Origin of the sequence: Phytoamicus setariae, assembly GCF_016722925.1 — a bacterium.
GTDB lineage: Bacteria > Pseudomonadota > Alphaproteobacteria > Rhizobiales > Rhizobiaceae > Rhizobium_E > Rhizobium_E setariae.
On the sequence record NZ_JAEQNC010000004.1, the window covers coordinates 197,508 to 222,747 of the forward strand.

Genomic DNA, 25,240 nt, shown 5'->3' on the forward strand with positions numbered 1-25,240 from the left:
TCGGACGGACACATGGCCAAGATCACTGTTGTAACGGATGCCTGGCACCCTCAAGTGAACGGCGTCGTCCGTTCGCTGGACAGCACAATCGACGAAATGCGGCGGCTGGGCCACGAAATCATGCTGGTGACGCCGGACAAATTTCGCAACGTGCCCCTGCCCTCTTATCCCGAGATCCGCATCGCGTTGACCCGCTACAGCACGGTTGCGAAAGCCATCGACAGGTTCCAGCCGTCCTTCGTGCACATCGCCACCGAAGGTCCGCTTGGCTACTACACCCGCAAATGGTGCCTGAAGAACGGCATGCCGTTCTCCACCAGCTATCACACGCGGTTTCCGGAATATGTCTCCGCCCGTATCCCGCTGCCGAAGAGCCTGCTCTACGGCTTTGTCCGCCGTTTCCACAATGCCGGAAATCTGTGCATGGTCGCCACCCAGAGCCTCGAATCCGAGCTCTCCGCGCGCGGCTTCCGCAATCTTCGCCGCTGGACGCGCGGTATCGACCACAGCCTCTATCAGCCGCAACCGCTTCTCGACAAACCTTTCGGTCTGCCGCGCCCGATCTTCATGCAGGTCGGCCGGGTGGCCGTCGAAAAGAACATCCCTGCCTTCCTAGAACTGGATCTGCCGGGCTCGAAAGTGGTGGTCGGCGACGGCCCCGACCGCGAGAAGCTGGAAAAGGCGCATCCGGACGTATTGTTCACCGGCTCCAAATTCGGCCAGGAACTTGCCGATCACTACGCACAGGCCGACGTCTTCGTGTTTCCGTCGAAGACCGATACGTTCGGAAATGTCATCCTTGAGGCGCTTGCCTGCGGCGTGCCGGTCGCGGCCTATCCGGTCACGGGCCCCGCAGACATCCTTGGCGATCATCCGGAAGCGGGCGCACTCGACAGCGATCTCCGCACGGCGTGCCTTAAAGCGCTCGCATGCAGTCGCAGCGGCGCGCGCGCCTTGGCCGAAACCTACACATGGGAAGCGGCCACGCGCCAGTTCCTCGGCAATGTCATGCAGGCGAATGGCATAACAATGGCGGCTGAATAGCCGCCATTCAAATTTCATCCGCAATCAAAAGCGCTAAGCGGTGATCTAGGCTATTGCCGTGGCTTCTTCGTGCCCGCCTGTCGCCTTGACGCCATGGTCTCTTTGTTCTTCTTGCCCTCGAACGGATTGACCGTGCCGCGATAAGAAATACGGATCGGCACGCCCGTCAGACCGAAATCGTCGCGAAGACCATTGATCAGATAGCGCGTATAGCTCTCGGCAAGCGCCTCGGGACGCGAGCAGCTGATGATGAAACCCGGCGGACGAGCCTTGATCTGGGTCATGTACTTGAGCTTGATGCGACGACCGGAGACAGCCGGTGGCGGGTGTCCCTGGGTCTGGAAATCCAGCCAGCGGTTGAGCTTCGCTGTCGAGACACGCTTGTTCCAGATCTTGTCGGTTTCCTCAACCGCAGCCATCAGCCTGTCTAGGCCCTCGCCCGTCTCTCCCGAGACAGTCACAGCGCGCACGCCGCGAATCTGCGGTAGCAGGCGGTCCGTCTTCTCGCGCAGGTCAGCGAGCAGCTTCTGGCGGTCCTCGATCAGGTCCCATTTGTTGAAGGCGAGCACGACAGCACGACCTTCGCGAACCGCGAAATCGACGATGTGCAGATCCTGTTTTTCGAAAGGAATCGTCGCATCGAAAACGACGATGACCGTCTCGGCGAACCGTACCGCGCGCAACGCATCGGCAACCGAAAGCTTTTCGAGCTTTTCCGTGACCTTGGCGCGACGGCGCATGCCGGCGGTGTCGAACATCTTGATCTGGCGGCCGCGCCATTCCCACTCCACCGAGATGGAGTCGCGGGTAATGCCGGCTTCGGGACCGGTCAGCAGACGATCCTCGCCGAGGAAGCGGTTGATCAGCGTGGATTTTCCGGCGTTCGGACGTCCGACGATGGCAATCCGAAGCGGCTTGGTATTGTCGTAGACGGGTTCGAAATCCTCGTCTTCCTCACCCTCGGCCGGCATAGGCAGATCGACGTTGGTTTCAGCGACGTCCTCTTCCTCGAACGCCTTGTCCTCGCCGATGGCTTCCACGATCGCGTCGCGCAGATCGAGCATACCCTCGCCATGCTCGGCCGAAATCGGGCATGGTTCGCCGAGTCCCAGCGTGTAGGCATCGTAGAAGCCGGCATCCGAACCCTTTGCTTCGGCCTTGTTGGCAACCAGCACGACAGGCTTGCCGCGGCGACGCAGCATTTCGGCCAGCGTCTTGTCGAGCGGCGTCAGTCCGTATTTGGCGTCGACGAGAAACAGCGACAAATCGGCGTCATCGATCGCCGCCTCCGTCTGGGCGCGCATGCGCCCCTGCAAACTTTCCTCGCCCGCCTCTTCCAGGCCGGCGGTGTCGATGATGCGGAATCTCAAATCCACCAGCCGCGCATCGCCCGGGCGGCGATCGCGCGTGACGCCGGGCTGGTCATCGACCAGCGCCAGCTTCTTACCGACAAGACGGTTAAACAGCGTCGATTTGCCAACATTCGGTCGCCCGACAATTGCAACGGTGAAAGTCATTCAATGCTCCAGTGCAAGAATCGGTCGCGGTCCGAACTCAGGACAGCTTGCCGCTAGCAACGATAAGGCCGAGCATCGTGCGGGCACGGCTCGTCGCGCCGCTCGGCGCGTCGGAATCGTCGACAATCAATTGAAACCAGTCGCGCGCCTTGGCGAGGTCGCCAGCCTTGTAGGCGGCAAGACCGAGAGTTTCCCGGGCGCTGTGGCGCATCGCGCTGGACGGTACCGCCAGTTCCTCGACTTCGGTTGCGACCTGATCGTAGGTGCCGGCGTCAACCAGCAACCATGCCGCCCTCAAGCGGGCCGCATTGCGGATCGCCACCGGTATCGACTGATCCTTGCCGATGGCGGAGAAATCCGAGACCGCAGCTGCGGCATCGCCCTTTTCCGCCTTCAGCGTTGCAAGGCGCATCCGCGCCAGCACAGGATAAGCGCCGAAGCCGTCCTTGGTCAGGGCTTCGAGATCCTTGGCCGCGTCATCAGCGCGATTTTCCTGTGCGTCCTTGATCGCGGTCAGGTAACGGTCACCGGAAGCGGATGACTGCTTCGTCTCCCACCACTGATAGATGCCTGAGCCTGCAACACCGACAACGATCAGAACGGCGGTTCCAATAATGAACGGCGCGAAGCGTCGCCAGATGGAGCGCATCTGTTCGGAGCGCAGTTCTTCATTCACCTCGCGAATGAAACTGTCATTGTCGTTCATCATCGTCATATCGTGGTCCGTGGTGGCGCATTCGATCTCGAATTGCCGCTTCTAAACGATTTTGCCGCAGATGTAAGGGGGGCGCGCCAGAATCTCACATCGGCAATGCCGGCACGCCAATTAGCAACGGATGCAGCTTGGCGGCGAACACACCGTAAAGGACCACGCCGATTGCGACCGCAGCGACATCCCAGGTCCAGGATTTATAGACGCGCGGCGCAACTTCGCCCCGCTGCACCCGCTTCTTGTAGGAGATCCTGAGAATGACCCCCCAAGCCAGGAAAGCGGCAAACAGGATCACCTGCACGACTTCACCATTGGCGAAAAGGTGCGCCAGTGCCCAGATCTTGATTGCCAGTACCGGAGGATTCTTCGTCCAGGTCGCAATATAGCCCGAGGGCAGAAAGCCGGAAACCAGCACGATCGATGCCAGCAACATCAGCAGCAACGTCAGATGGGCCATGAATGGGGGCGGCGTGTACAGGATATCCGTCTCCATGCGCGCCTGTCCAAATCCGTAGATCAGCAGACAGAGTGTCGCGATGGCGGCCACGGAAAAGACTGCACGAAAGCCGATCTTGCCGAGCGAGCCGATCAACCCATCACGGATGCCGGGAAAGAGACGTATCAAATGCAAGCCGAGAAAAAGGATCAACCCGATAAGGAAAAGTGCCATCATGAAATCCTGACGATAGACGCTGCGATCCGCCAGCTTTATGCGCTGCCAACCGGAATTGCCAGTTGCAAAAGTGCGGCCGATTGCTGCGCGTCACCGGTCTGGAGGCAGATGGATGGTCTACGGCGTCGCCTTACCGGTCTTCAATTGGATTCGCGGTCCCAGCCACTGGATCATTTTTTCCTCCAGGCGGTCAGGCGTCATCGGCTTGGCGAGGCAGTCGTCCATGCCCGCCTTCATGCAATGTTCCCGCTCGAATTCCTGCCGATTGGTGATCACGCCAATAATCGGCGTATGGCCGCCGGTGACCGCCTCGCTGGCGCGGATATGCATGGTTGCATCCAACCCGCCCAGCACAGGCATGGACGTATCCATGAAAATCAATGACGGCGCTGCTGCCTGCCAGGCCTCCAGTGCCTCTTTGCCATTGCCAACGATCCGGTGGTCGATTGCCAGCCCGTCCAGTATTTGCCGGAAGAATATCTGGTTGACCTCATTGTCTTCGGCCACGAGGATGTAGGGCCGTGGGACGGTTGCCTCCGGCTGCATCACGGAAGGCCCATCCACAGGCTCACCCTGCGACACAACCTCTCCACCAGGCGCAGGCAAGCGCTGGATGGACTGAGGCCTTATCGACACGATCGACGAGTTGTTCGCTTTGTTGGTTCGTTGCCGGGCGGCACGGATAACATCGATCAGCGTCTGGCGCAGCAGAGGGGTCCGTACCGGCTTCATCAGATGGGCCTGCGCATGGATATCCGCCTTCAGCTCTTCGTCTTCGCCGATATCGCGCGCCGTCAGAAATACAATCGCGAGATTTTCGCACCCCGGCTTTGCGCGGATCGCCTGGGCAAACTCGGTTCCACTCATGTCAGCCATATGGCAGTCGATGACGACAGCATCGACGCTAAGCCCGTTGTCAACAGCAACTTCAAGAATCGACATCGCAGTTGCCGCATCGGCAGCGCCCACGCAATCGAAACCCCATTCCTCGACATTTTCGAGAAGATGATCGCGGACGACCTCGTGATCGTCGACAATTAGCACGCGGGCACCCGACACGTTCTTGGGCAACGAACGCGAACGGCTGGCTTCCGCCGCCACCTGAACCGGCAGGCTGAAGGTAAAAGTCGAGCCTCTGCCTTCTGTGCTGTGCACCGATATCGCCCCGCCCAGAATCGTGGCAAGCCGCTGCGCAATGGCCAGCCCCAGGCCCGTTCCATCAGGACGGTTCGAGGAAATCTCCACTTGGGAGAAGCGTTCGAAAATCGAACCGAGCTTGTCGGCGGGAATGCCGATGCCCGTGTCTTCGATGGTAATACTCAGAAGATGCTGGCCGGGACCGCCGTCGACTGCCTCAATCGATGCGGAGACATGACCGCGTTCGGTGAATTTCACGGCATTGCTGACGAGATTATGGACGATCTGCCTGAAACGACCGGCGTCGCCCATTATGGCCGCCGGAATGCAATCCGAACGCTTGACGATCAGTTCGACATCCTTCTCCGCAGCCTTGAAGGCAAACAACGATGCCACATCTTCCATTGCCTCGGCGGGATCGAAGGATGTGTATTTCAGCTGCATGTGCCCGGATTCGAGCTTGGAGAAATCGAGAATGTCGTTGATGACCGTCATCAACGTATGGCCCGACTTGACGATGATATCGATGAAAGCCTTCTGACGCGTATCAAGCGGCGATTTCGACAGCAGTTCGGCCATTCCGAGAATGCCGTTCATAGGGGTACGGATCTCGAGGCTCATATTTGCCAGGAATTCCGACTTGGCCCGGTCAGCAGCCTCCGCCTTGGCGACAAGGCGCTTCAGCTCTGCCTCGCGGCGGATGACCGAAGTCTCATCGCTGCACATGACGACGCTCTGGCCGTTGTCGCCCGCACGCATTTCGAGATGGATCCAGCGCTCCTCGTTGAGCGGAAACACATAGGAAACGTGCTTGCCCGCAGCGAGCGCACCGGCAAACCGCTCCAGGCCTTCCCTGACGACAGCCTCATCCGACTGCGGATTCTGGATCGCCGTTGCACGAAACACATCTTCCCAGCGCCCGCCGCTAGACAAAAGTTCCTCGGGAACGTTCAGGAGCTTTGCCAGGCTATTGTTGACGAAAGCGATCCTGCCGCCCTCGATCACCATCAGTCCTTCCGGCATCGTTTCGGTGGCATTGCGCGCCAGGCTGTAGGCTCGGGCAGCGGCCTCATGCGCCTGAGTGACCTCATAGTCGCGTTGCCGGAGCTCAGTCAGATCGACGTTGCAGAGCAGGAAGTTGCCTCCGGAGAGCGGAATGCCGGAATAGAAGACAACCTTGCCGCTCTTGAGCACTGTTTCACGCGGCCGAATGCGCCCCGAGCGGATTTCATTGATCCGCATGGCGCAATACTCTTCGACCGAAGCCGTTGCCTCCGGCCGGTGGTCATTCCGGAAATGCGAGCACAGCAGATCCTCGAACGGCCGGCCGACCATGTCGCCGGCCTGATCGGCATTTTCCTTGCCCCAGATTTTTTTCTTGTAGGCTTCGTTCATCAACTGGATGTTCAGATCGCGGTCGAGAACCAGCAACCCCACATCGACGCTGGATATGATGTTCTCGAAGTCCTGCCGGACCGCCTCAGCACGCTCGTTGGCTTCCTGCAGCAGAAGTTCGCGCTGCCGGATCGTCGAAATGTCGACGATTGTACCCACCAGGAATGGCGTACCCTTGCCGGTAACCATCCGCCCGGTCTTGACGATGGTGCTGACCGTGCGGCCGTGCGCGACCTGCAGTTCTTCCTCGCGCTCGTATTCGCTGCCGTTGACTAGCGTATCCTGGTTGATTTCGCGTATGCTGGCAGCTTCGCTGCCCAGCAGCTCGAATTCGTCAGTACCGATCAGATTGTCACAACTGCGGCCAAAGAGGTCCGAATATGCCTGATTGACGAAAGCCAGCCGTTGGTCGGGACCGCGCACGAAGGCGGCGACCGGCAGTCGATTCAGCAATTCCCGATACAGACTGACTTCCTCGACGTGACGCTCGAGAAGCGTTTCACGATTCTTCATCTCGGTTACATCGAGACGAAGACCGATAATGCTGCCATCGGCTTGCTTGCGGTTGATGGTGTGCAGCCAGGAGCCATTGGCAAGCTGGGTGTAGTCCGAGCTGCGCTCCCGTTCATAGCCGGCGAGCTTTGCGTCGATGCGCCGCTCGCGAATATCGGGGGCCATGGAATATTCGTCGGGAAAGCGCCGCGCCAGGCTGTCATAGGCCGCGGCCAGCCCGTCGCGGAGGTGCATGCCGATATACAGATCATCAATCAGGCCCTTGTAGTAGGTCCTCAGGCGCTCATTGAAATAGACGAGCTTCCGCTCCTTGTTCCAGACGCAGAGGCCGACATCGAGCTCATCGAGCAGTTCATCTATCTGCTGCCTGTCGAGCGCCACCGCAGGGACGGCAGCGATCTCATGTGCCTTTGTGTCGTCGTGCTGGGTGGCTGTGGAAACCGCTTTTGCGGGGTTCTCCACTGGCCGCGATGCATCTTGAGGGTGAAAGACGCTGTAGAGAAAGGTCTGCCCATCGCCCAGAACGAACTTTTCCATTTCGATGCGGAAGCGACCTTTGCCGAACGGATCAGCGAATTGCGAAGCCTGTTCGTCACCGAAAACCAGGCACGCGCGCTCCTTGTCCTCGATATCCAGCAGCGCTTCGATGTCCTCACGCTCGCTGCGGCCCGTGCCGATGAGATCGGACGGCGAAACATTGAACAGCTTGGAAAAAGCGTCATTGACGGCGACATAAACCAACTCGCTGTTCTTGATGAAAGCAGGTTCGGCGAGCTCGAGTATCCGGTCGCAAATCTTGTCGAGCAATGGGTCGCGGTAATAGATCAAAACTCTCATCCGCAAGTTTCGGGGCTGCGCAGAACTCACCCAATACCATTTGGGCGTTAAACATTTGGTTAACCATGAAGGCAGGCCCCGGCCTGCGGAAGTGGTTGACGCAGCCGGAACATGCAATTGCCCGTCCGCGCCAATGATTCTTCGTTACATGTCGCTTTTACCGAGGCTGGACAGGGGGTTTGTTGGCATTATTATGTATATGCAAATAGAATCTTGAGCAGGCGGAACATGAGCGCAGAAGGCACCCTCGCAAGCACCATCCATGAAGAAGCTACGGGCGAAGCGGGGCGGCGCCGGCGCCCCGGCGGACGCGGTGGTGACCGCACTCGCAAGAGCCATGGCCCTTCCTACCTCAACCTCACCAACACCCGCCCCAAGACCGAACTCCTGTCCGCCGACCAGATCGAAGCAATCCACAATGCATCGCTGACCGTGCTCGAGGAAATCGGCATGGATATCATGCTGCCGGAAGCCCGCGAGATCATGAAGGCACACGGTGCCCGGGTTACTCCCGGCAGCGAACGCGTGCGCTTCGATCGCGGGCTGATCATGGATATGATCGCCACGGTCCCGAAAGAATTTACACTATATTCCCGCAATCCGCTGCGCAACGTGCAGATGGGCGGCAACAATCTGGTCTTTGCCCAGGTCGCATCTGCACCCTTCGTGTCTGATCTCGACGGCGGTCGCCGCACCGGCAACCAGAAGGACTACCGCAACTTGCTGAAGCTTGCGCAGTCCTACGACATCATTCACACGACCGGCGGTTATCCGGTCGAGCCGGTCGATATCCATGCCTCTGTCCGCCATCTCGACTGCATCTCCGACCTAATCAAGCTGACAGACAAACCGTTCCACGCCTACTCGCTCGGCAAGCAGCGAAATACCGACGCGATCGAAATGGCTCGTATCGGACGCGGCATCAGCATGGAGCAGATGGAGCGCGAACCCTCGCTCTTCACCATCATCAACTCGTCCTCGCCCCTGCGCTTGGACGGACCGATGCTGCAGGGTATCATCGAGATGTCCGCAACCAATCAGCCCGTCATCATTACGCCCTTCACCCTCGCGGGCGCGATGGCCCCGGTGACGGTGGCCGGTGCGCTTGTCCAGCAAAACGCCGAGGCGCTGTGCGGCATCGCGTTCACCCAGATGGTGCGTCGTGGTGCCCCAGCCGGCTACGGCGGCTTCACCTCGAATGTCGACATGAAGACCGGCGCGCCGGCCTTCGGCACCCCGGAATACATGAAGGCGGTGATCGCCGGTGGCCAGCTCGCCCGTCGTTACGGCTTCCCGTATCGTACATCCAACACCAATGCCGCCAATACCGTCGATGCGCAGGCGGCCTACGAGTCCGTCTTCTCTCTCTGGAGCGTGATCGAAGGCGGTGGCAATTTCATCATGCATTCGGCCGGCTGGACCGAAGGTGGACTGACCGCATCCTACGAAAAGTTCATCCTCGACGTCGATCTCTTGCAGATGATCGCCGAATTCCTACGCCCGCTCGATGTCTCAGACGAGGCGCTGGCGCTCGATGCCATCCGCGACGTTGGTCCCGGAGGCCATTTCTTCGGCACGGCGCATACGCTCGCGCGCTACGAAAACGCCTTCTACTCGCCGATCATCTCGGACTGGCGCAACAACGAAAGCTGGGTTGAGGCAGGCAGCCCGACTGCCTTCGACAAGGCAAGCAAAGTCGCAAAGTCCGTGCTTGCCTCCTACGAGCGCCCACCGATCGATCCGGCTGTCGAGGAAGAACTCGACGCCTTCGTCGCCAAGCGCAAGGAAGAAGGCGGGGTAGCGACGGATTTCTGATGAAGAATTTGATTGTTCATTTAACAGGGCGCCGTTGGCGCCCTTTTTCTGATGTATACTGCATATATCAACGGTATTTTCACACATTTCCGAAACAATTCCAAAACGTTAGAAATATATATTAAATCTCAATAGTACGGCAGCATTGGAATGGCTTCGGAAACAAATTTCATCGACCTGATATACGAATCTGCTTTTATCCCCACCAACTGGGAACATGTGCTGGACCAGATGGCGCAAGCTGTGAATGGACACGGAACCGCGCTCTTCAATGTCAGCACGGCGGCCACGCGTTCGATTGCATCCGCGTCCCTCGAAGACCTGTCGACCAAGATGCTGAAGGAAGGCTGGGCAACCCGCAACACGCGCGCGCAAAGATTGCTATCAATCGAGCAGCATGGCTTCATCAATGAGGCAGACTATTTCTCCGACGAGGACTACGAGACCCACCCGATCTTCACCGAAGTCATGAAGCCGCTGGGCTACGGCTTCGGCACATCGACATTCATAAGTGCGCCTTGCGGCGACAAGATCATCTTCGCCGTAGAGAAGAAGAAAAGCAAAGGCCCGGTCGACACCGCCTCGATCGCCTATCTGGACCGTCTGCGCCCGCATCTTGCCCGGGCAGCGATGATGTCCAGCCGCCTTGAATTCGAACGCATAAACGCCGCAGTCGAGGCCCTTCACCTCACGGGATTGCCGTCCGCAGTTCTTGGCTTCAACGGCCGGGTGTTGGCAAGCAACAGGCTTCTGGAGAACTTCATACCGCAGATCGTAATTGCGGCGCACGATCAGTTGCGCTTCGCCCATGCACCGGCCAACGATCTGCTCTCCGTGGCAATCGCACGCTTCCAACTGGCCGATGGCGCCACATTCAGCCGCTCTTTTCCACTGCCGCAACTGGACGATGCGCCGCCGGCCGTCGTCCATCTGGTTCAGGTTTCGGGCAACGCACGCGACATATTCACCAGCGCAGCCTTCTTCCTGGTGGTCACCCCCATCGACAGAACGAAAGTGCCTGACACCGAAACGATCCAGGGCTTGTTCGACTTGTCGCCGGCTGAAGCCCGCGTTGCCCGGCGGCTCGCGGCGGGGAGCAATGTGGCCGCAACAGCAACCCAGCTTTCGATCAGCGACGAGACCGTCCGCAGCCATGTGAAATCGATCTTGTCGAAATCTGGTATGCAGCGCCAAGCCGATTTCATCGCGGCGATCGCCAGCATTCGCCCGATGGGAGGATAGCGCGCCTCGCGTTTCGGAGACGCGCAAGCCATTTAACGCGAACCGAAATCGAACAAGTGCATGCATTTCCACCAGTTCTGGCGAAGACATTTGCTTCCACGCCTTGGGAAACGCCTGCTTTTGCCAGCCAACGGGAGATGGCTGATGCTCGCCTATCGAAGCAGGCAAGACGCCTCCCCAAACCACAAGCGCCATGCCCTGGCATTAATTGCCGGGGTATGGCGCTTGGCAACGATGCTTCCATAGGGGTACGGCGGCCTGGCTCGGGCGGCCCCTTCCCCCCCCTGCATGTTTCAGTTGTTCCTCTTGCGGCCGGTGATCATCGCCCGCACCAGATTTTCGCGATGCTCAAAACAGGCAAAGACAACGCCGGCAATATGCAGCACGATCAGGCCAATCGTCAGATAAACTGCGGTCTTGTGAACGTTCTCAACCCATTCGACGCCCCAATAGGCATCCGTCGTCATCATGTACCCCGTTGTGGCGATGGTCGAAATCATCGCCAGCAACACCAGGACCATCATGCCGCCAGCGGGATTGTGGCCGAGATAACGCCTTGCGCGCATCCTCAGGCTGTCACTTAGAAAGCGGATCACGGTGACCGGGTGATATATGAAGTCTGAGAAGCGGGCGTGGCGGCTGCCCACCAGTCCCCAGAGCACCCGAAAAGCCAGCAGGGACGCGATCGCATATCCCGAATAGATATGCGCCGCTTTCCATTCATCTCCGGTCAGAAATGAAAACGAGAATAGTCCAACCAGAGACCAGTGGAAAATCCGCACGAACGGATCCCAGACCTTCACGGTGGGGAGCGCCGAAGCGGCGTCCCCCGTTTCGACATCCTCGGCGGCGACCATTATTCGCCTGCCTCGTTTCCAACGGCTTCGCCGGTCTGCGGATTGAAGAGTGTTTCGACCTTGGCGCCCTTTGAATCGATGGCATAGACCTCGTAGCAGCCTCCTTCGACCTTGATCTTGCGCACATCATAGCCCATGCCCTTGGCCTTTTCCTTCAGCGCGTCCTCGCTCATCCACTTGTCCTTGGGGACATTGCCACAATCATGCGTGTCTTCGGCGCGAGCCAGTCCTGCAAAGGCTGTGGTGAGAACGACGGCAGCAAGAATGATCTTCCGCATATGAAATGCTCCTTGGTGTGAACCGGCGGGCTTGATCACCCGAACCGTTACCGGCACCATAGAAACAGGTAGCTGACGTTCACCTGACGCCCGCTGTCAGCTTTTCGTCATCTTCAACCAATTATCCTGTCAAGATGCATACTTCCATGTCGACGCTCGCAAGACTTGCTGCCGTGGCCACCTGCCTCTGGCCGCTGGCCGGTTCGTGCGTTGCGATCGCCGACGACGATGATCGCAACACCTCGCCAGCCGACGATCATAGCCAGGAAGAACCCGATCCCTATGATCAGATCCGCAAATCCGTGAGGGACGGCAAGCTGCTGCCGCTTGCGACAATCAAGGCGGATGTACAGCGCCGCTGGGCAGGCGAAATCGTGAACGTGTCGATTGGTCGTGAAAAAAGCCTGATCGTCTATGAGTTTCGTATCCTGAGCCCGAACGGCCGGCTGATCGAGATAGAGATCAATGCCGCCAATGGCGCCGTGCTTGAAGTCGAGAACGAATGATGCGCATCCTTCTGATCGAAGACGACCCCATGATCGCGCGTGACGTCTGCGCCTACCTCATCAAGTCGGGCTACATTGTAACGCATGAAAGAAACGGCGAGGACGGCTGGTTCGCCGGTGACACCGAGGATTTCGCGGCCGTCATACTCGATCTCGGCCTGCCGGGCATGGATGGTCTCACGGTGCTCAAACGCTGGCGCGCAGCAGGACGCGAGATGCCCGTGATCATTCTGACTGCCCGAGGCAATTGGGAGGAGCGCGTCGAGGGCATCGACACAGGTGCTGACGACTACCTGCCCAAACCGTTCAAGATGCAGGAATTGCTCGCCCGCCTGAGGGCTGTGTTGCGGCGCTACGCAGGCCAGGCAAATCCGGTCCTTTCCAGCGGTCCCGTCAGCATCGACACGAAGCGCAAGGCGGTCAGCGTCGATGGCCTGCCGGTCGAACTGACGCAACTGGAATATCGTTGCGTCATGGCGCTTATGCTGAACAAGTCCCGACCGGTTTCTCAGCTGGAATTGACCGAACAGCTTTATGCTCAAGACTTCGAGCGCGAGAGCAACTCCGTCGAGGTGTTGATCGGGCGGCTGCGCAAGAAGCTGGGCAAGGACGTCATTCTCACGCGACGCGGCTTCGGCTACCAGATTGCGTCGGACGTTGGCCAATGATTTCAATCCGAACGCGCTTCATCATCGTTTCGCTGATCAGCGTCACCGTCGCGCTTTCGCTCGCCTCATGGTTTCTGGTGGCGCTTTTCGCTGACAATGTCGAAAAGCGCATCGACACGGAATTGACGGGCCACATAAACCGTTTAGCAGGTTCGCTGGAATTCAAGTCCGACGGCACCTTGCAAAGACCCGAAAGCCCCGCGGACAATCGCTTTTATCAGGCCTATAGCGGTCTTTACTGGCAGATTGACGATCCCGCGCGCGGCACGGACCTGCGCTCTCCGTCGCTCTTCGATTATGCGCTTCCCCTTCCGGCCGACGAACATTCTCCTGGCACTGTTCATCGCTACCACCTCAAGGGGCCGGAAGGCAGCGATGTTATCGTCCAGGAACGCGCCCTGATCGTAGCCGCCCCCGGTGGGGGCCGCACGATCAGGATTGCCGTGGCCGTCGATGCATCGGTGCTGAACGACGCAAAGGACAGCTTTGCCAGGGCAATCATCCCCTATGTGGCGGCGCTTGCCGTTTTCCTGGTGGCCATGTCGGTCGTGCAACTGATGATCGGCCTGCGGCCGCTTTCGGCTATAGCCGGTGATCTCAATGACGTGCGCGAGCGGCGCAGCCAGACACTGAAGGCCCCCTACCCCGCCGAGCTTTCGGGTCTGGTCAGCCAGTTGAACCATCTGCTGGTGGCGCAGGCAAATGCGATCGAGAAGGCCAGAGCGCGCGCCAGCGATCTTGCTCATGGCCTCAAGACACCGCTGACCGTGCTCTCCAACAATGCGCTGACATTGCACGACAAGGGCGAAACGGAAATGGCAGCTGAACTCGACCAGCTGGCCGAATCCATGCTCGCCCATGTAAATCACGAGCTGGCGCGGGCGCGGATTGCCCACAGCCCTGAACAGCGCAGGTCTGACGCGCCCGTGGGGAAGATCATCGATGATCTCGTTCGCACGCTCAAGCGCACGGAAGACGGCGAAAAGCTCGACTGGAAGACCGTTGTTCCGCGGGATCTGACGCTGCCGATCGACCCGCAGGATTTCCGCGACCTGATCGGCAACCTTCTGGAAAATGCCGCCAAGTGGGCCCGCACATGTGTCAGTGTGACGGCAACCTCCCGGCCGCAGGGATGGACGATCACCATTGTCGACGACGGGCCGGGGGTGGCGGAAGACAAGCTGAGCCAGTTGACAACACGAGGCCTGCGGCTGGATCATCAAAAGCCGGGCAGCGGCCTCGGTCTGGCGATCACCCAGGAAATCGCCTCGGTGTATGGGTTGGAGCTTCAGCTGGAAAACAGCGGCGACAGCGGCTTGTGCGTAACCATTGCCGGCCCGGGCATTGCCTAGCAGTCTGGTCCCGCCCTATTACGGGTGCGATCGATGCTTGCTTCGGCATCCCCTTTCGCACTTGCGAAACAAAGCACTTGACTTTCTCATGCGAATGAACGAAATGAGCACCAGCTTTCCCTCAAGGGCGCCGCGTGAGCTGCCCGTGCGACAAAGGTCGCGATACAAGAGGTCGGGCGCCGTAACTTGATACCTTCCCCCGGGAAGGTCGAATGCGCCGGAAAGTATATTTCCAGAAACTTACAAGTTCCCAGATCACGCGGGGTTCTTGGGCCAGACGAACCGGAAAGCAATGATGCTTTTCCGGCTGCCCCGTTTGGCACCCCGAAAGGTTATTAGAATTGACCAGCTTTGATACGCTTGGGCTCTCCCAGTATCTATTGTCCACACTCGGCGCCAGCGGCTTCGAAACCGCCACCCCCATTCAGGGCAAGGCGATCCCCGTCCTGCTCGAAGGCCGCGACATTATCGGCCTCGCACAAACCGGCACCGGCAAAACCTTGGCATTCGGCCTGCCGCTCGTGCAGATGCTGATCAAGGAAGGCGCAAGGCCCGATCCGAAAGCGGTACGCGCCCTGATCCTCGCTCCGACCCGCGAACTGGTCAACCAGATCGCCGAGAGCCTGAAAGTCTTCACCAAGAAGTCGCCACTGAAGATCACCACCGTCGTTGGCGGTGCATCGATCAACAAGCAGAGCCAGATCCTGGAAAAGGGCATCGACATTCTCGTCGCCACCCCGGGCCGCCTGCTCGACCTTTGCGAGCGCCGCGCACTGACGCTGACGGCAACCCGTTATCTCGTGCTCGACGAAGCCGACCAGATGCTTGATCTCGGTTTCATCCACGACCTGCGCAAGATCGTCAAGCTGGTGCCGAAGCGCCGCCAGACGCTGTTGTTCTCCGCCACCATGCCGCAGGCAATCGCCGAACTGGCCGACGGCTATCTCGACAATCCGGTCGAAGTCTCCGTCAACCCACCGGGCAAGGCTGCCGACAAGGTCGAGCAGCGCGTCCACTTCGTCGAAGGCCGCGATCACAAGACCGTGCTCCTCAAGGAACAGCTTCGCATCAATACCGAAGGCCTTTCGCTGGTTTTCTCCAAGACCAAGCATGGCGCCGAGAAGCTGATGAAGCATCTCGACCACTCCGGTTTCAAGGTTGCCTCGATCCACGGCAACAAGAGCCAGGGCCAGCGCGACCGCGCGTTGAAATCCTTCCGCGATGGCGAGATCGACATTCTCGTTGCCACCGACGTCGCCGCCCGTGGCATCGACGTCCCCGGCGTCAGCCATGTCTACAACTTCGACCTGCCGCAGGTTGCCGAAGCCTATGTCCACCGCATCGGCCGCACCGCGCGAGCCGGCCGCGAAGGCGTGGCGATCGCGTTTTGCGGTCCCGAAGACGTCAAGCTGCTTTACGACATCGAAAAGCTGATGGGCATCTCGATCCCGGTCGCATCCGGCGAGCGCCCCGACTGGCAGGGCAAGAAGAAGAAAGTCGGTGGTGGCGAAGGCCATCGCGGCCAGCGCGAAACCAGCCGCGGCCCGCGTGAGGAACGTGCAAAGCGCGAACAGTATGCCGACAAGCGCGCACGCGAAATGTCGAGCTTCGCCGAAGTCGAGGAACTCAGCGGCGGCGAATTCAAGCCGGTTCGCACCGAAAACCATGGCGAGCGCCGTGACGACAGCCGTCGTGCGCCCCGTGCCGGCGAACAGCGTCGCGAGCGACCCGCCCATGGCGATCGTCCGCATCGTGGCGAACGCCCGGCTCAGGGTGAACGCCCTGCCCGCGCCGAGCAGCCGCATCGTGGCGAGCGCGCCGCGAACGGCGAACGCCGTGACAACCGCAACCATGGCGAAGGCGCGGCCAAGCCCCATGGCCAGAACCGTCATTCTCCAGTGCGCCATGCCGGCTTTGCCGACGACCGCAACCTGATCGCAGGCGATGTCTCCGGTGACGCACGTCCGGCCCGCAAGCCGCAAGGCCAGCCCGGCGCCAAGCCGCAGGCAGCTGCCAGCAAGAAGCAGTGGCACGGCGGTAACCGTGGTGGCAACGGTGGCAATGGTGGCCAGCGCCGCAAGGCCACTGGCGGCAACCGCGAGGGCTGATAACCCACAACAAGAACACGAGCTCAGTCCCGTAGGATTGAGCTCGGATGGCGAATTTAAGCCGTCCGCGGATAGTTCTGCGGGCGGCTTTTTGCTACCCCTGTTTCCTGCTTTTGCATGAGCCATGGAGACGGACTGAATGAACCTGATCTCGCACATCGAAATACCGGTCGCGAACCTGGAGAGAGCCACGAGTTTCTATGCCACGGTCTTCGGCATTGCATTCGGGAACATCGTCAATCTCCATGGAAGCAGGATGGCGCACTTTCCCTTCGAGGAAGGAAAAGACGGCGCCAGCGGCGCCCTCGCAGAAGGCGAAGCGTATGTGCCAACGGTAAACGGGGCGATCGTCTATTTCAGCGTCGCAGATATCGATGCCGTCATCAAAAGGGCCGTTGGCCACGGAAGCGAAGTTCTCTTCCCGAAGACCGCAATCGGCAAGCAGGCCTTTGTTGCCGAAATCAAAGACAGCGAAGGCAACCGTATCGCGCTTCAGACTTTGTGAGACCCACGGCTGATAGGAATATTAGCTCCTGTTTCCGAACTCTTCATAAAGTTGCAGCAATATACCAACCCAGTGAATCGTAGCTCACCGACTCCGGGGCAGAATGTTGTTTTCACACGAGCAATTGCAGTCCATCCTTTCGACTTTGCCCGACCCGGCGTTCATCCTGACAAGAAGCGGCCGCTATGCGGCGTTGTTCGGCGGCACGGACGATCGCTATTATCATGATGGTAACAGCCTCGTCGGGCAAACGATGTTCGACGTTCTCCATTACGAGAAAGCCAACTGGTTCGCCCAACAGATCAGCCGCGCCCTGGATTCTAAAGCGCTGCATATCGTCGAATACACCCTGAGCGGCAGCGACGTGAAAGGGTTGGAGAACTCAGGGCCTCACCTGCCCATCTGGTTTGAGGGCCGCATCCAGGCACTGGGGTTTCAGGTCGATGGCGAAGATGCCGTCGTCTGGGTTGCAAGCAACATTACCGAGAAAAATGCAATCGAGATGCGCCTGCGCGAACAAAGCGAGACGGATGCCCTCACGGGACTGTTCAATCGCCGAAAACTGCTGGAAGCTCTACAAAGCCGTTACGAGCTGTTTTTCCACCAACAGGCGCCGACGACGGCGATGATGTTCGATGTCGACAATTTCAAGCAGATCAACGATGAACTCGGCCATCTGAAGGGGGACGAAGTGTTGAGCGAGATCGGCTGCGTTTGCCGCAACGAACTCGGTACCAACAACATTCTCGCGCGTCTCGGTGGCGACGAGTTCGTGGTTCTTATGCCCGGCACGACCTGCGACGAAGCGGAAAAAATAGCGAACCTGCTACGTCTCCGCATCATCATGGACATTGAGGACAAACTGAAAATCGGCACGACGATCAGCGGAGGCCTGAGCGAATTCTGGCCCTCTGACACCTCATGCGAAGACGTCCTGAAGCGTGCTGACGACGGCCTCTATCAGTCCAAGCGCGATGGACGAAACCGGATTAGTACAATCCGCCCAGGGTTTCAGTTGTCGAAAAGCGCAGTCGGCATGTAAGCGGAACGCCCAGTCCGGCCCCTGGCTGCAGGCCAGATGGCGGAAATAATCCAGTGTAACTCCGATTGCCAGTCATGCTCACGGACTGGCGCCGTCGCGCCAGGCCACAGCACCAGTCGTGCTGACGGGCGTGAACATCATTGACGGCGTCCTCGATAGCTATCCCAACGCCAGATCGTAGAGCAGCTTGATGTTGAGCCCGGCGATGAACACCGCAATGAAATAGGCCAGCGCACTTAGCCAGCGCGGGGAGACAAGTTCGCCCATCTTGGCTTTGCTGGCGGTGAACATAACCAGCGGGAAGACTGCAAACGAAAGCTGCAGTGACAGCACCACCTGCGACAGGATCAGCAGCTTGCCGGTACCGCTCTCGCCATACCAGATGGTGACGATCGCGGCCGGGACGATGGCAATGGCGCGCGTCACAAGGCGGCGCATCCACGGCGGAATTCGAAGCTGCAGAAACCCCTCCATGACGATCTGTCCGGCGAGCGTTGCCGTCACAGTGGAATTGATGCCGCATGCCAGAAGCGAGATGCCGAACAGGATGGGGGCGACCGCGAAGCCAAGCAACGGCGCCAACAGTTGTTGCGCTTCGCCAAGCTCAGCGACCTCGGTGCGGCCGGTCGTGTGAAAGGCGGCTGCGGCCAGGATCAAGATCGAGGCGTTGATTAACAGGGCGAACATCAGCGCCACGGTCGAGTCGATGGTCGCATAGGTCAGCGCGCTTTTCTTGTCTTCGACCGTGTCGCCGAAATCGCGTGTCAGCACGATGCCGGAATGCAGGTAGAGATTGTGCGGCATGACGGTCGCACCGAGAATACCAAGCGCCAGATAGAGCATTTCGGGGTTCTTCAGGATCTCGGTGGTCGGCGCAAAGCCGCGGATGACGTCTCCCCAAACAGGGTCGGCCATGAAGATCTGCATCCCGAAGCAGACGGCGATCACGCCGAGCATTGCGATGACGAAGGCCTCGACCCAGCGAAATCCGAGTTTCTGCAGATAGAGGATCAGGAACACGTCGAGCGCAGTGATGACCACGCCGATCTCGAGCGGGATGCCGAATATCAGATTGAGGCCGATGGCCGTGCCGATCACCTCGGCAATATCGGTGGCGATGATGGCCAGTTCCGCCAGCGCCCACAGCATATAGGACACCGGTCTGGGGAATGCGTCACGGCAGGCTTGCGCCAGATCCCGCCCCGAGGCGATGGCCAGGCGGGCGGTAAGCGACTGCAGGATGATGGCGATAATATTGGAAATCAGCGCCACCGTGAGCAGCGTGTAACCGAATTTGGAACCACCGGCGAGCGATGTAGCCCAGTTGCCGGGGTCCATGTACCCGACCGCAACCATATAGCCGGGGCCAACGAACGCAGCCATTTTCCTGAACTTTGAGGCATTCCTCGCGACGGAAATGGAGCGATGCACATCCGAAAGTGACGCCTCCCCGCGTTCCGCCCGCCATCCGCCTGCCTGCCATTTTACATTTGCGTCCATTGATGTCAGCTTTTGCTATTGAGAATTATTCTCAATGTAACAGCAAATCGATGGCTGGCAATAGAACCAGAGCAATAAATTTTGTCGTTGTTTCTGCGTGCCGGAACACGTGCCCGTTGTGCGCATGACATGCAGACAGAGTTGCAAAACTGTGGCACAACTGCTCAGACGGCTGCCTGCCGCACATCAAACTCATGCGAAATCGCCTTAACTGAACGGTTTTCTGTGATCGACCTCCTCAAGACCTACTGGCCACATATCCTTGCCGGCGTCTCGCTGATTACCGGCGGCATCGCCGCAGCCCATGCCGCCATGACCAAGGAAGACGTTCGTGCCGCCACCGGCTGGGTCGGCGTCATCATCTTGTCGCCCATATTGGGGGCACTGATATATCTGGTTGCCGGCATCAATCGCATCCGCCACGCCGCACTCGCCACCCGGCGCGGTGCCCGTCGCAGCCTTCTGAGCGAAGCCGATACCCATGTGCTGGGCCGGGAAGATATTGCCGAACTGTTTGGTCGACAATTCATGGCGCTCAACCGCCTGGGCGATACCATCACCCGGTTCTTCATGACCACCGGCAATTCGATCGAACTGCTCGCGACCGGCGATGCCGCCTACGCGGAAATCTGCAGGGCGATCGATGAAGCTGAACAAAGCATAGTCGTCGAGAGCTATATTTTCGACCGCGACAGGATCGGTTTGCGGGTTGCCGACCGGCTGATCGCCGCCTTCAAGCGCGGCGTGGATGTACGGGTACTGATCGACGCGGTGGGTGCACGTTATTCGACGCCAAGCATCATCGGTCATTTCGAAGAGGCTGGCGTGCCCGTGGATGCCTTCAACGGCAATGTCATCAAGGGCCTGCGTCTGCCCTACGCCAACCTGCGCACTCACCGGAAGATCATCGTCATCGACGGCAAGGTCGGATTTACCGGCGGCATGAACATTCGTGAGGGCTTTGCGGGTGAATTTGCCGGAAGCAATTTCAGCCGCGACACGCATTTCAAACTGACCGGTCCTGTCGTCCGCGACCTGCAAACCGTGGCGCTCGAGGACTGGCATTTCGCTTCGGGTGAAAAGCCGGACTTTCCCTCCCCGAACGGTATCAACCCCTCGGAGCCGACAAGCCCGCGCTATATCCGGGTCGTCTCGTCCGGGCCGGATGCAGGCTTGGAAACCAACCACAAAATGCTGCTCGGCGCTTTCTCCATCGCCCGCTCCACCGTTCGCATCATGTCTCCCTACTTCCTGCCGGATCGCGAGTTGATCAGCGCCATGGTCACTGCCGCGCGCCGGGGTGTCGAGATTGACATCCTGATCCCGCAGGACAACAATCTCAAGCTTGTCGATCGCGCCATGTCCGCCCAGTTCGACCAGCTCCTGAGATATGGGTGCCGCATCTGGCGGGTTGGCGGTACGTTCAACCATTCCAAGCTGCTGACGATCGATGGCACATGGTCCTATGTCGGCACCAGCAATCTCGACCCGCGTTCATTACGTTTGAACTTCGAAGTGGACCTTGAAATACTGGATTGGGAATTCGCCGCCGAGATCGAACGGCTTGCCGACGAGGCAATGCGGAAAGCCACGGAAGTCACCCTCGACAGTTGGCGCGCACGGCCATTTGCCCTCCGGCTGCTCGAAAAACTGGTCTGGCTTGGATCGCCCTACTTGTGAAACCGGCAAAGAGACATACGTAAAGACCGAGAAACCAGGGACATCAGCAGTTGATACTGTCGGCAATTAGAAACATGCGTTCGCGACCAAACGCAGCCCCCATCGCCAAGGAACGCGCGAGCGGTGAGCTGGTGGTCGCGTCCTACAACATTCACAAATGCGTGGGGACAGACGGAAAACGAGACCCCGACAGAATCTTGCAGGTCATCCGGGAAATGAGCCCGGACATCATAGCGCTGCAGGAAGTCGATACCCGCTTCGGCGAGCGCAAGGGGCTGCTGAACCTTCAGCGCATCGACCATGATTGCGGGCTGGTGCCGGTGCCGCTGAGCCGCGCGTCCGCCGCCCACGGCTGGCACGGCAATATCGTTCTGGTTCGCAAGGACATGGTGAGTGCAGTGCATGAGTTTCGCCTGCCGGGACTGGAGCCGAGGGGCGCGTTGCTGGCAGACATCGATTTCGACGACGGGCCGGGCGTTCGCATCATCGCGGCGCATCTTGGTCTATTGCGCCGCTCGCGCCGGCAACAGGCCGACAGACTCCTCGACATCATGAGGCGACATACCGCAAAGCCGACGTTGCTGCTCGGGGATTTCAACGAATGGCGGCTCGGCGCGCAATCCTCGCTATCGACCTTCCGCACCGCCTTCGGAAGCCTGCCGGCGGCCGTTGCGAGTTTTCCCTCGCGTCTGCCCTTCCTGGCGCTCGATCGTATCATCGCCGATCGCGAGGGCCTTATCGATGCGGTCAGTGTCCACGATTCGCCGCTTTCGCGCGTCGCCTCGGACCATCTGCCGATCAAGACGACCCTGCGTTATCAAGATGCGGTGCTTGGCGCGGCCTGAAGCGTTTTGGGCTTGCGACCCGCAAGCCACACGCCCGCGACCACGATGACTGTGCCCGCAATCATCCAGAAACCGAGCGGCTCGCCGAGGAAGATGTAGGACTCTATGGCCACGGTCGGCGGCATCAGGTAGATCAGCGATGCCGCGCGCGAAACCTGCCCCCTGCGGATCATGTAAAGCAGCAGCGCCACAGCGCCCATCGACAGCGCAAACACCGACCAGGCCATGACCAGCATCAATTGCAGGCTGAAATCGAACTTCGGTTCCTCGGTCACGAAGGTGAGCGCGAAAACCACCGAGAAGGCGCCGATATACTGATAAACGGCGGTGGTGCGCATGTCGCCGCCATGGATGAAACGCTTCTGATAGAGCGTTCCGAGGACGGCGCCTGACATCGCGACGATGTTCACGGCGATCGGAAATGCACGCTCGGCGAACACGGCTGCGTCGACGCCTTCGAAACTTGGAACAAGTGCCGTAAGTATCCCCAGGAAGCCGAGAACCAGACCCATCAGCTGAGTGCCGGACAGCTTCTCGCCGACCAGCCATGGTGCAAGAGCCCCAGTCATGAGCGGTTGAAGCGCGGCAATGACGCCGGAGACCGAAGCCGGTACGCCATTGAAAATCGCCCACCACACCCCACCGAGATAGGCGCCATGCAGCAACAGTCCCGAGACGAAGCCATGGGCGATGAACTTCGGATCCTTCGGCCAGCGGGCGCCACTCGCGACACTGAAGATAGCGAATGCAACGGCAGCAAGCGCAAAGCGGACGGATAGAAATACCTCAGCCGACGCATGCCCTATACCGTAGACCGGCGAAATCCAGCCGGACGACCATAGGAGAACGAACAGCACCGGCGCGAAGCGCTCGAGTTTCAAAACAATGCTCCGGGGATATGTCTGCAAAGCAAACGGATCAACAGCCTTCGCGATAGCTCAACCCGCGCACGGCAACAAGCCGAAAAACCGACGATCAACTGGTTCAGGTCAGAACCCGATCAATGGCTGCAGCATCCGCGCCAGCCAGCCATGCGGACGCATGGAGCCTTCGATGACCGTAAGGCAGATACATTCGCCTTCCGGCCCCGCTATGGGTTGATGGTCGGATTGCTCATCTTCCTCCGCGATATCACCAGGCAGATAGGTTCCGCCTTCGTCGTGGAAGGACCCTTTGAGGATTAGCGTCAGCTCCGTCCCCTTGTGCCCATGCATGGGAAGCGCTTGTCCGGCGCGAACCCTGAGCAGCACGACCTTGAAGTCGGGATCCTCGGGGACTTCGACTTTGGCAAACCTTATGCCCGGGGCGATACATCGCCAATTGCCGATCTGTCGCGCGGCCAGCGGTGTGGGCAGTGTCACGCCCATATCAAGGCTTGCATGATCATTTCCATGGGGGGCCGTATCGGGGACGGCTTGTTCATCAGGAATGTCCAGGCGCATCAGCATGCGCTCGAACAGATCCTCGTGGAGTTCAGCAAGCGGCTGCTCCTCCAGGAGGTTGCCACCCAGACTTTCGAACATCGAAAGCCGCTCTTCGCTCTGCGCGGACATCGCCACATGGCTTGCCACTACCAGCGACGGCGCAGGGCTCAGTTTTCCCGCCGCATAGGCAAGCAATAAATCATCACTGGCTTGGTTGTTCGTCGCCATCACTCGTTTTCCATTATCTGGCGCAACCTGTGCAGGGCGAGCCGTACCCGCGACTTCACAGTTCCGAGGGGAATGCCAAGCAAACGGGCGATCTCTGCTTGCGGGTTGTCGCCGAAATACGACATCCTGATCACCGCTGCCTGTTCCACTGGCAAGCGGCCGAGTGCCTCGCGAATGGCAGCCTCGTTCTGCCGTATGATGATTACGTCCTCGGCCGATGGATCCGGATCCGGCTCGTCGTTCTCCTCCTCCACCGGTCGCGACACCATGCGGGCGGTACGGCGGCGGCGGTCTATACCGGAGTTGCGGGCTATCGTGAAGATCCATGTCGAGACGCCAGCCTTGCCGGGGTCAAAGCTTTCGGCCTTGCGCCACAGGTTGAGCATCGTCTCCTGGATCAGGTCTTCACATTCGATGTCATTGAATCCCTGCTTGACAAGGAACGACTTCAGACGCGGCGCATAGAACCGGAACAACGACGCAAAGGCCTGTTTATCGCGGCGCTCCGCCACCAGCAGCAGCAAGGAAGCCAACTCTTCCGGCGGAGGCAAGTGTCCCCTGTCCCCGAGTGTCACCATATGGGCTGCCTTGCCCTGCCGGGCGGCCGCATGCTGGTAAGCTCGCCGTTCGCCATTCATGCCCCGTATACGCTTCACCGGCCAAGGCGGATCAACACCATGTGCTACGCGGTATAGTAGAATGGCTGCCGGTGAAATGCCATCCCGTCATTCCACCGTCGAAGACGGTCAAAACGTCAAGAAGTATCGGCAAAGGCCCTTCAGGAGAATGGCGAACCGCGGCTGCGATGCACCCGCTGCGATTTCAAGCGCTGCCCGATCGAATGCGGCCGAGAGCAATTGCGCTCGCGCCTCAAGTTCGGCGTCAACAGCCCTTCCGGAAGCAGCAGCAAGCCCCGTAACAAGCGTCCCTGCCGGATTTTCCCAGTCGATGAGATCGATTTTTTCCCGTCCCAGTACGGCCGGGCCGTCGATCAGCAGCAGTCGCGTCCGCCCAGGCACTTTCATCGCATCGAGATAGGCGTCCGCACCCACCCCCAGCGCCTCGGCCGGATCGGCAATATCAGCGGTTGCCGCATCGATCACCCTCGCGACCTCCACCGCCTCCTGTCGGACAACTGCTTCGAACAGCGCCGCCTTGTCGACAAAGTGATGATAGAGCGCGCCGCGCGTCACCCCCGCCTGCGCCACGATATCCGGCGTAGCGGTGTCGGCATAGCCGAATTCTACGAACAGGACTCGCCCCGTTTTCAGCAGTGCCTCGCGGGTCGCGTGGCTTCTATCGGAATTGCTCCGCCTGGATTTCTCTTGCATACATACAGCCTGTATGTTAATTGAAAACTAC

22 protein-coding genes are annotated in these 25,240 nt (G+C 59.4%); 11 read left to right on the forward strand and 11 right to left on the reverse strand.

Annotated elements, in window-relative coordinates; all coding sequences use genetic code 11:
- Positions 1-12 precede the first annotated feature (12 nt).
- Complete coding sequence (locus tag JJB09_RS08650; protein ID WP_201656130.1) at positions 13-1,044, forward strand: glycosyltransferase family 4 protein; 1,032 nt, start codon at positions 13-15, stop codon at positions 1,042-1,044.
- Between the two features lie 50 nt (positions 1,045-1,094).
- On the opposite strand, the gene der is transcribed toward JJB09_RS08650, so the two are convergent.
- From der to JJB09_RS08670, 4 genes are all read right to left on the reverse strand, one after another.
- On the reverse strand, positions 1,095-2,561 hold the full coding sequence (gene der / locus JJB09_RS08655) for a ribosome biogenesis GTPase Der (RefSeq protein WP_201656133.1): 1,467 nt from the start codon (positions 2,559-2,561) through the stop codon (positions 1,095-1,097).
- Between the two features lie 37 nt (positions 2,562-2,598).
- Complete coding sequence (locus JJB09_RS08660; RefSeq protein ID WP_201656820.1) at positions 2,599-3,270, reverse strand: tetratricopeptide repeat protein; 672 nt, start codon at positions 3,268-3,270, stop codon at positions 2,599-2,601.
- Positions 3,271-3,361: 91 nt separating this feature from the next.
- Positions 3,362-3,943: an NnrU family protein gene (locus JJB09_RS08665; protein WP_201656136.1), complete on the reverse strand. Its 582-nt coding sequence runs from the start codon at positions 3,941-3,943 to the stop codon at positions 3,362-3,364.
- A gap of 120 nt (positions 3,944-4,063) precedes the next feature.
- Positions 4,064-7,828, reverse strand: coding sequence for a response regulator (locus JJB09_RS08670; RefSeq protein WP_201656139.1), 3,765 nt, complete (start codon positions 7,826-7,828; stop codon positions 4,064-4,066).
- A 228-nt stretch (positions 7,829-8,056) separates the two neighbouring features.
- Here JJB09_RS08670 and JJB09_RS08675 point away from each other — a divergent pair, with 228 nt between their 5' ends.
- A complete protein-coding gene (locus JJB09_RS08675) occupies positions 8,057-9,643 on the forward strand; it encodes a trimethylamine methyltransferase family protein (protein ID WP_201656142.1) in 1,587 nt (528 codons plus the stop codon).
- 150 nt (positions 9,644-9,793) lie between these two features.
- Positions 9,794-10,885: a helix-turn-helix transcriptional regulator gene (locus JJB09_RS08680; RefSeq protein WP_201656145.1), complete on the forward strand. Its 1,092-nt coding sequence runs from the start codon at positions 9,794-9,796 to the stop codon at positions 10,883-10,885.
- A 293-nt stretch (positions 10,886-11,178) separates the two neighbouring features.
- On the opposite strand, the gene JJB09_RS08685 is transcribed toward JJB09_RS08680, so the two are convergent.
- Both JJB09_RS08685 and JJB09_RS08690 read right to left on the reverse strand, forming a co-directional pair.
- A complete protein-coding gene (locus JJB09_RS08685) occupies positions 11,179-11,742 on the reverse strand; it encodes a cytochrome b/b6 domain-containing protein (protein ID WP_201656148.1) in 564 nt (187 codons plus the stop codon).
- On the reverse strand, positions 11,742-12,020 hold the full coding sequence (locus JJB09_RS08690; protein ID WP_201656151.1) for a PepSY domain-containing protein: 279 nt from the start codon (positions 12,018-12,020) through the stop codon (positions 11,742-11,744). Before JJB09_RS08690 ends, JJB09_RS08685 begins: the two co-directional genes overlap by 1 nt.
- Positions 12,021-12,166: 146 nt before the next feature.
- Between JJB09_RS08690 and JJB09_RS08695 the strand changes: the two genes are divergently transcribed.
- The 6 genes from JJB09_RS08695 (at position 12,167) to JJB09_RS08720 (ending at position 18,201) form a co-directional block, all read left to right on the forward strand.
- The gene (locus tag JJB09_RS08695; RefSeq protein WP_201656154.1) at positions 12,167-12,526 is read left to right on the forward strand and encodes a PepSY domain-containing protein; all 360 of its coding nucleotides are present in this window, start codon (positions 12,167-12,169) and stop codon (positions 12,524-12,526) included.
- On the forward strand, positions 12,526-13,194 hold the full coding sequence (locus JJB09_RS08700; protein ID WP_201656823.1) for a response regulator transcription factor: 669 nt from the start codon (positions 12,526-12,528) through the stop codon (positions 13,192-13,194). The genes JJB09_RS08695 and JJB09_RS08700 overlap by 1 nt, the downstream gene beginning before the upstream one ends.
- Entirely contained in the window at positions 13,191-14,546 is a 1,356-nt protein-coding gene (locus JJB09_RS08705) for a sensor histidine kinase (protein WP_201656157.1), read from the forward strand. Before JJB09_RS08700 ends, JJB09_RS08705 begins: the two co-directional genes overlap by 4 nt.
- 341 nt (positions 14,547-14,887) lie before the next feature.
- Positions 14,888-16,654: a DEAD/DEAH box helicase gene (locus JJB09_RS08710; protein ID WP_201656160.1), complete on the forward strand. Its 1,767-nt coding sequence runs from the start codon at positions 14,888-14,890 to the stop codon at positions 16,652-16,654.
- A gap of 139 nt (positions 16,655-16,793) precedes the next feature.
- The gene (locus tag JJB09_RS08715) at positions 16,794-17,159 is read left to right on the forward strand and encodes a VOC family protein (RefSeq protein ID WP_201656163.1); all 366 of its coding nucleotides are present in this window, start codon (positions 16,794-16,796) and stop codon (positions 17,157-17,159) included.
- Between the two features lie 103 nt (positions 17,160-17,262).
- Entirely contained in the window at positions 17,263-18,201 is a 939-nt protein-coding gene (locus JJB09_RS08720) for a sensor domain-containing diguanylate cyclase (RefSeq protein WP_201656166.1), read from the forward strand.
- A 159-nt stretch (positions 18,202-18,360) separates the two neighbouring features.
- Here JJB09_RS08720 and JJB09_RS08725 read toward each other — a convergent pair whose 3' ends face one another.
- Positions 18,361-19,701 (reverse strand): Nramp family divalent metal transporter, encoded by a 1,341-nt coding sequence (locus JJB09_RS08725; RefSeq protein WP_201656169.1) that lies wholly within the window; start codon positions 19,699-19,701, stop codon positions 18,361-18,363.
- Between the two features lie 225 nt (positions 19,702-19,926).
- Here JJB09_RS08725 and cls point away from each other — a divergent pair, with 225 nt between their 5' ends.
- Positions 19,927-21,381, forward strand: coding sequence for a cardiolipin synthase (gene cls / locus JJB09_RS08730; RefSeq protein WP_201656172.1), 1,455 nt, complete (start codon positions 19,927-19,929; stop codon positions 21,379-21,381).
- 74 nt (positions 21,382-21,455) lie between these two features.
- The gene (locus tag JJB09_RS08735; RefSeq protein ID WP_201656175.1) at positions 21,456-22,226 is read left to right on the forward strand and encodes an endonuclease/exonuclease/phosphatase family protein; all 771 of its coding nucleotides are present in this window, start codon (positions 21,456-21,458) and stop codon (positions 22,224-22,226) included.
- On the opposite strand, the gene JJB09_RS08740 is transcribed toward JJB09_RS08735, so the two are convergent.
- The 4 genes from JJB09_RS08740 to JJB09_RS08755 all read right to left on the reverse strand — a co-directional run bounded on the left by JJB09_RS08740 (position 22,199) and on the right by JJB09_RS08755 (position 25,209).
- A complete protein-coding gene (locus JJB09_RS08740; RefSeq protein ID WP_201656177.1) occupies positions 22,199-23,107 on the reverse strand; it encodes a DMT family transporter in 909 nt (302 codons plus the stop codon). The two genes, JJB09_RS08735 and JJB09_RS08740, sit on opposite strands and share 28 nt — an antisense overlap.
- Before the next feature lie 108 nt (positions 23,108-23,215).
- Positions 23,216-23,878, reverse strand: a complete 663-nt coding sequence (locus JJB09_RS08745; protein WP_246748645.1) for a ChrR family anti-sigma-E factor — start codon at positions 23,876-23,878, stop codon at positions 23,216-23,218.
- On the reverse strand, positions 23,878-24,516 hold the full coding sequence (locus JJB09_RS08750; RefSeq protein ID WP_246748627.1) for a sigma-70 family RNA polymerase sigma factor: 639 nt from the start codon (positions 24,514-24,516) through the stop codon (positions 23,878-23,880). The genes JJB09_RS08745 and JJB09_RS08750 overlap by 1 nt, the downstream gene beginning before the upstream one ends.
- Before the next feature lie 108 nt (positions 24,517-24,624).
- Positions 24,625-25,209 carry a TetR/AcrR family transcriptional regulator gene (locus tag JJB09_RS08755; protein WP_201656183.1) on the reverse strand — a complete coding sequence of 195 codons (585 nt, stop codon included), beginning with the start codon at positions 25,207-25,209 and terminating at the stop codon, positions 24,625-24,627.
- Between the last annotated feature and the right edge of the window lie 31 nt (positions 25,210-25,240).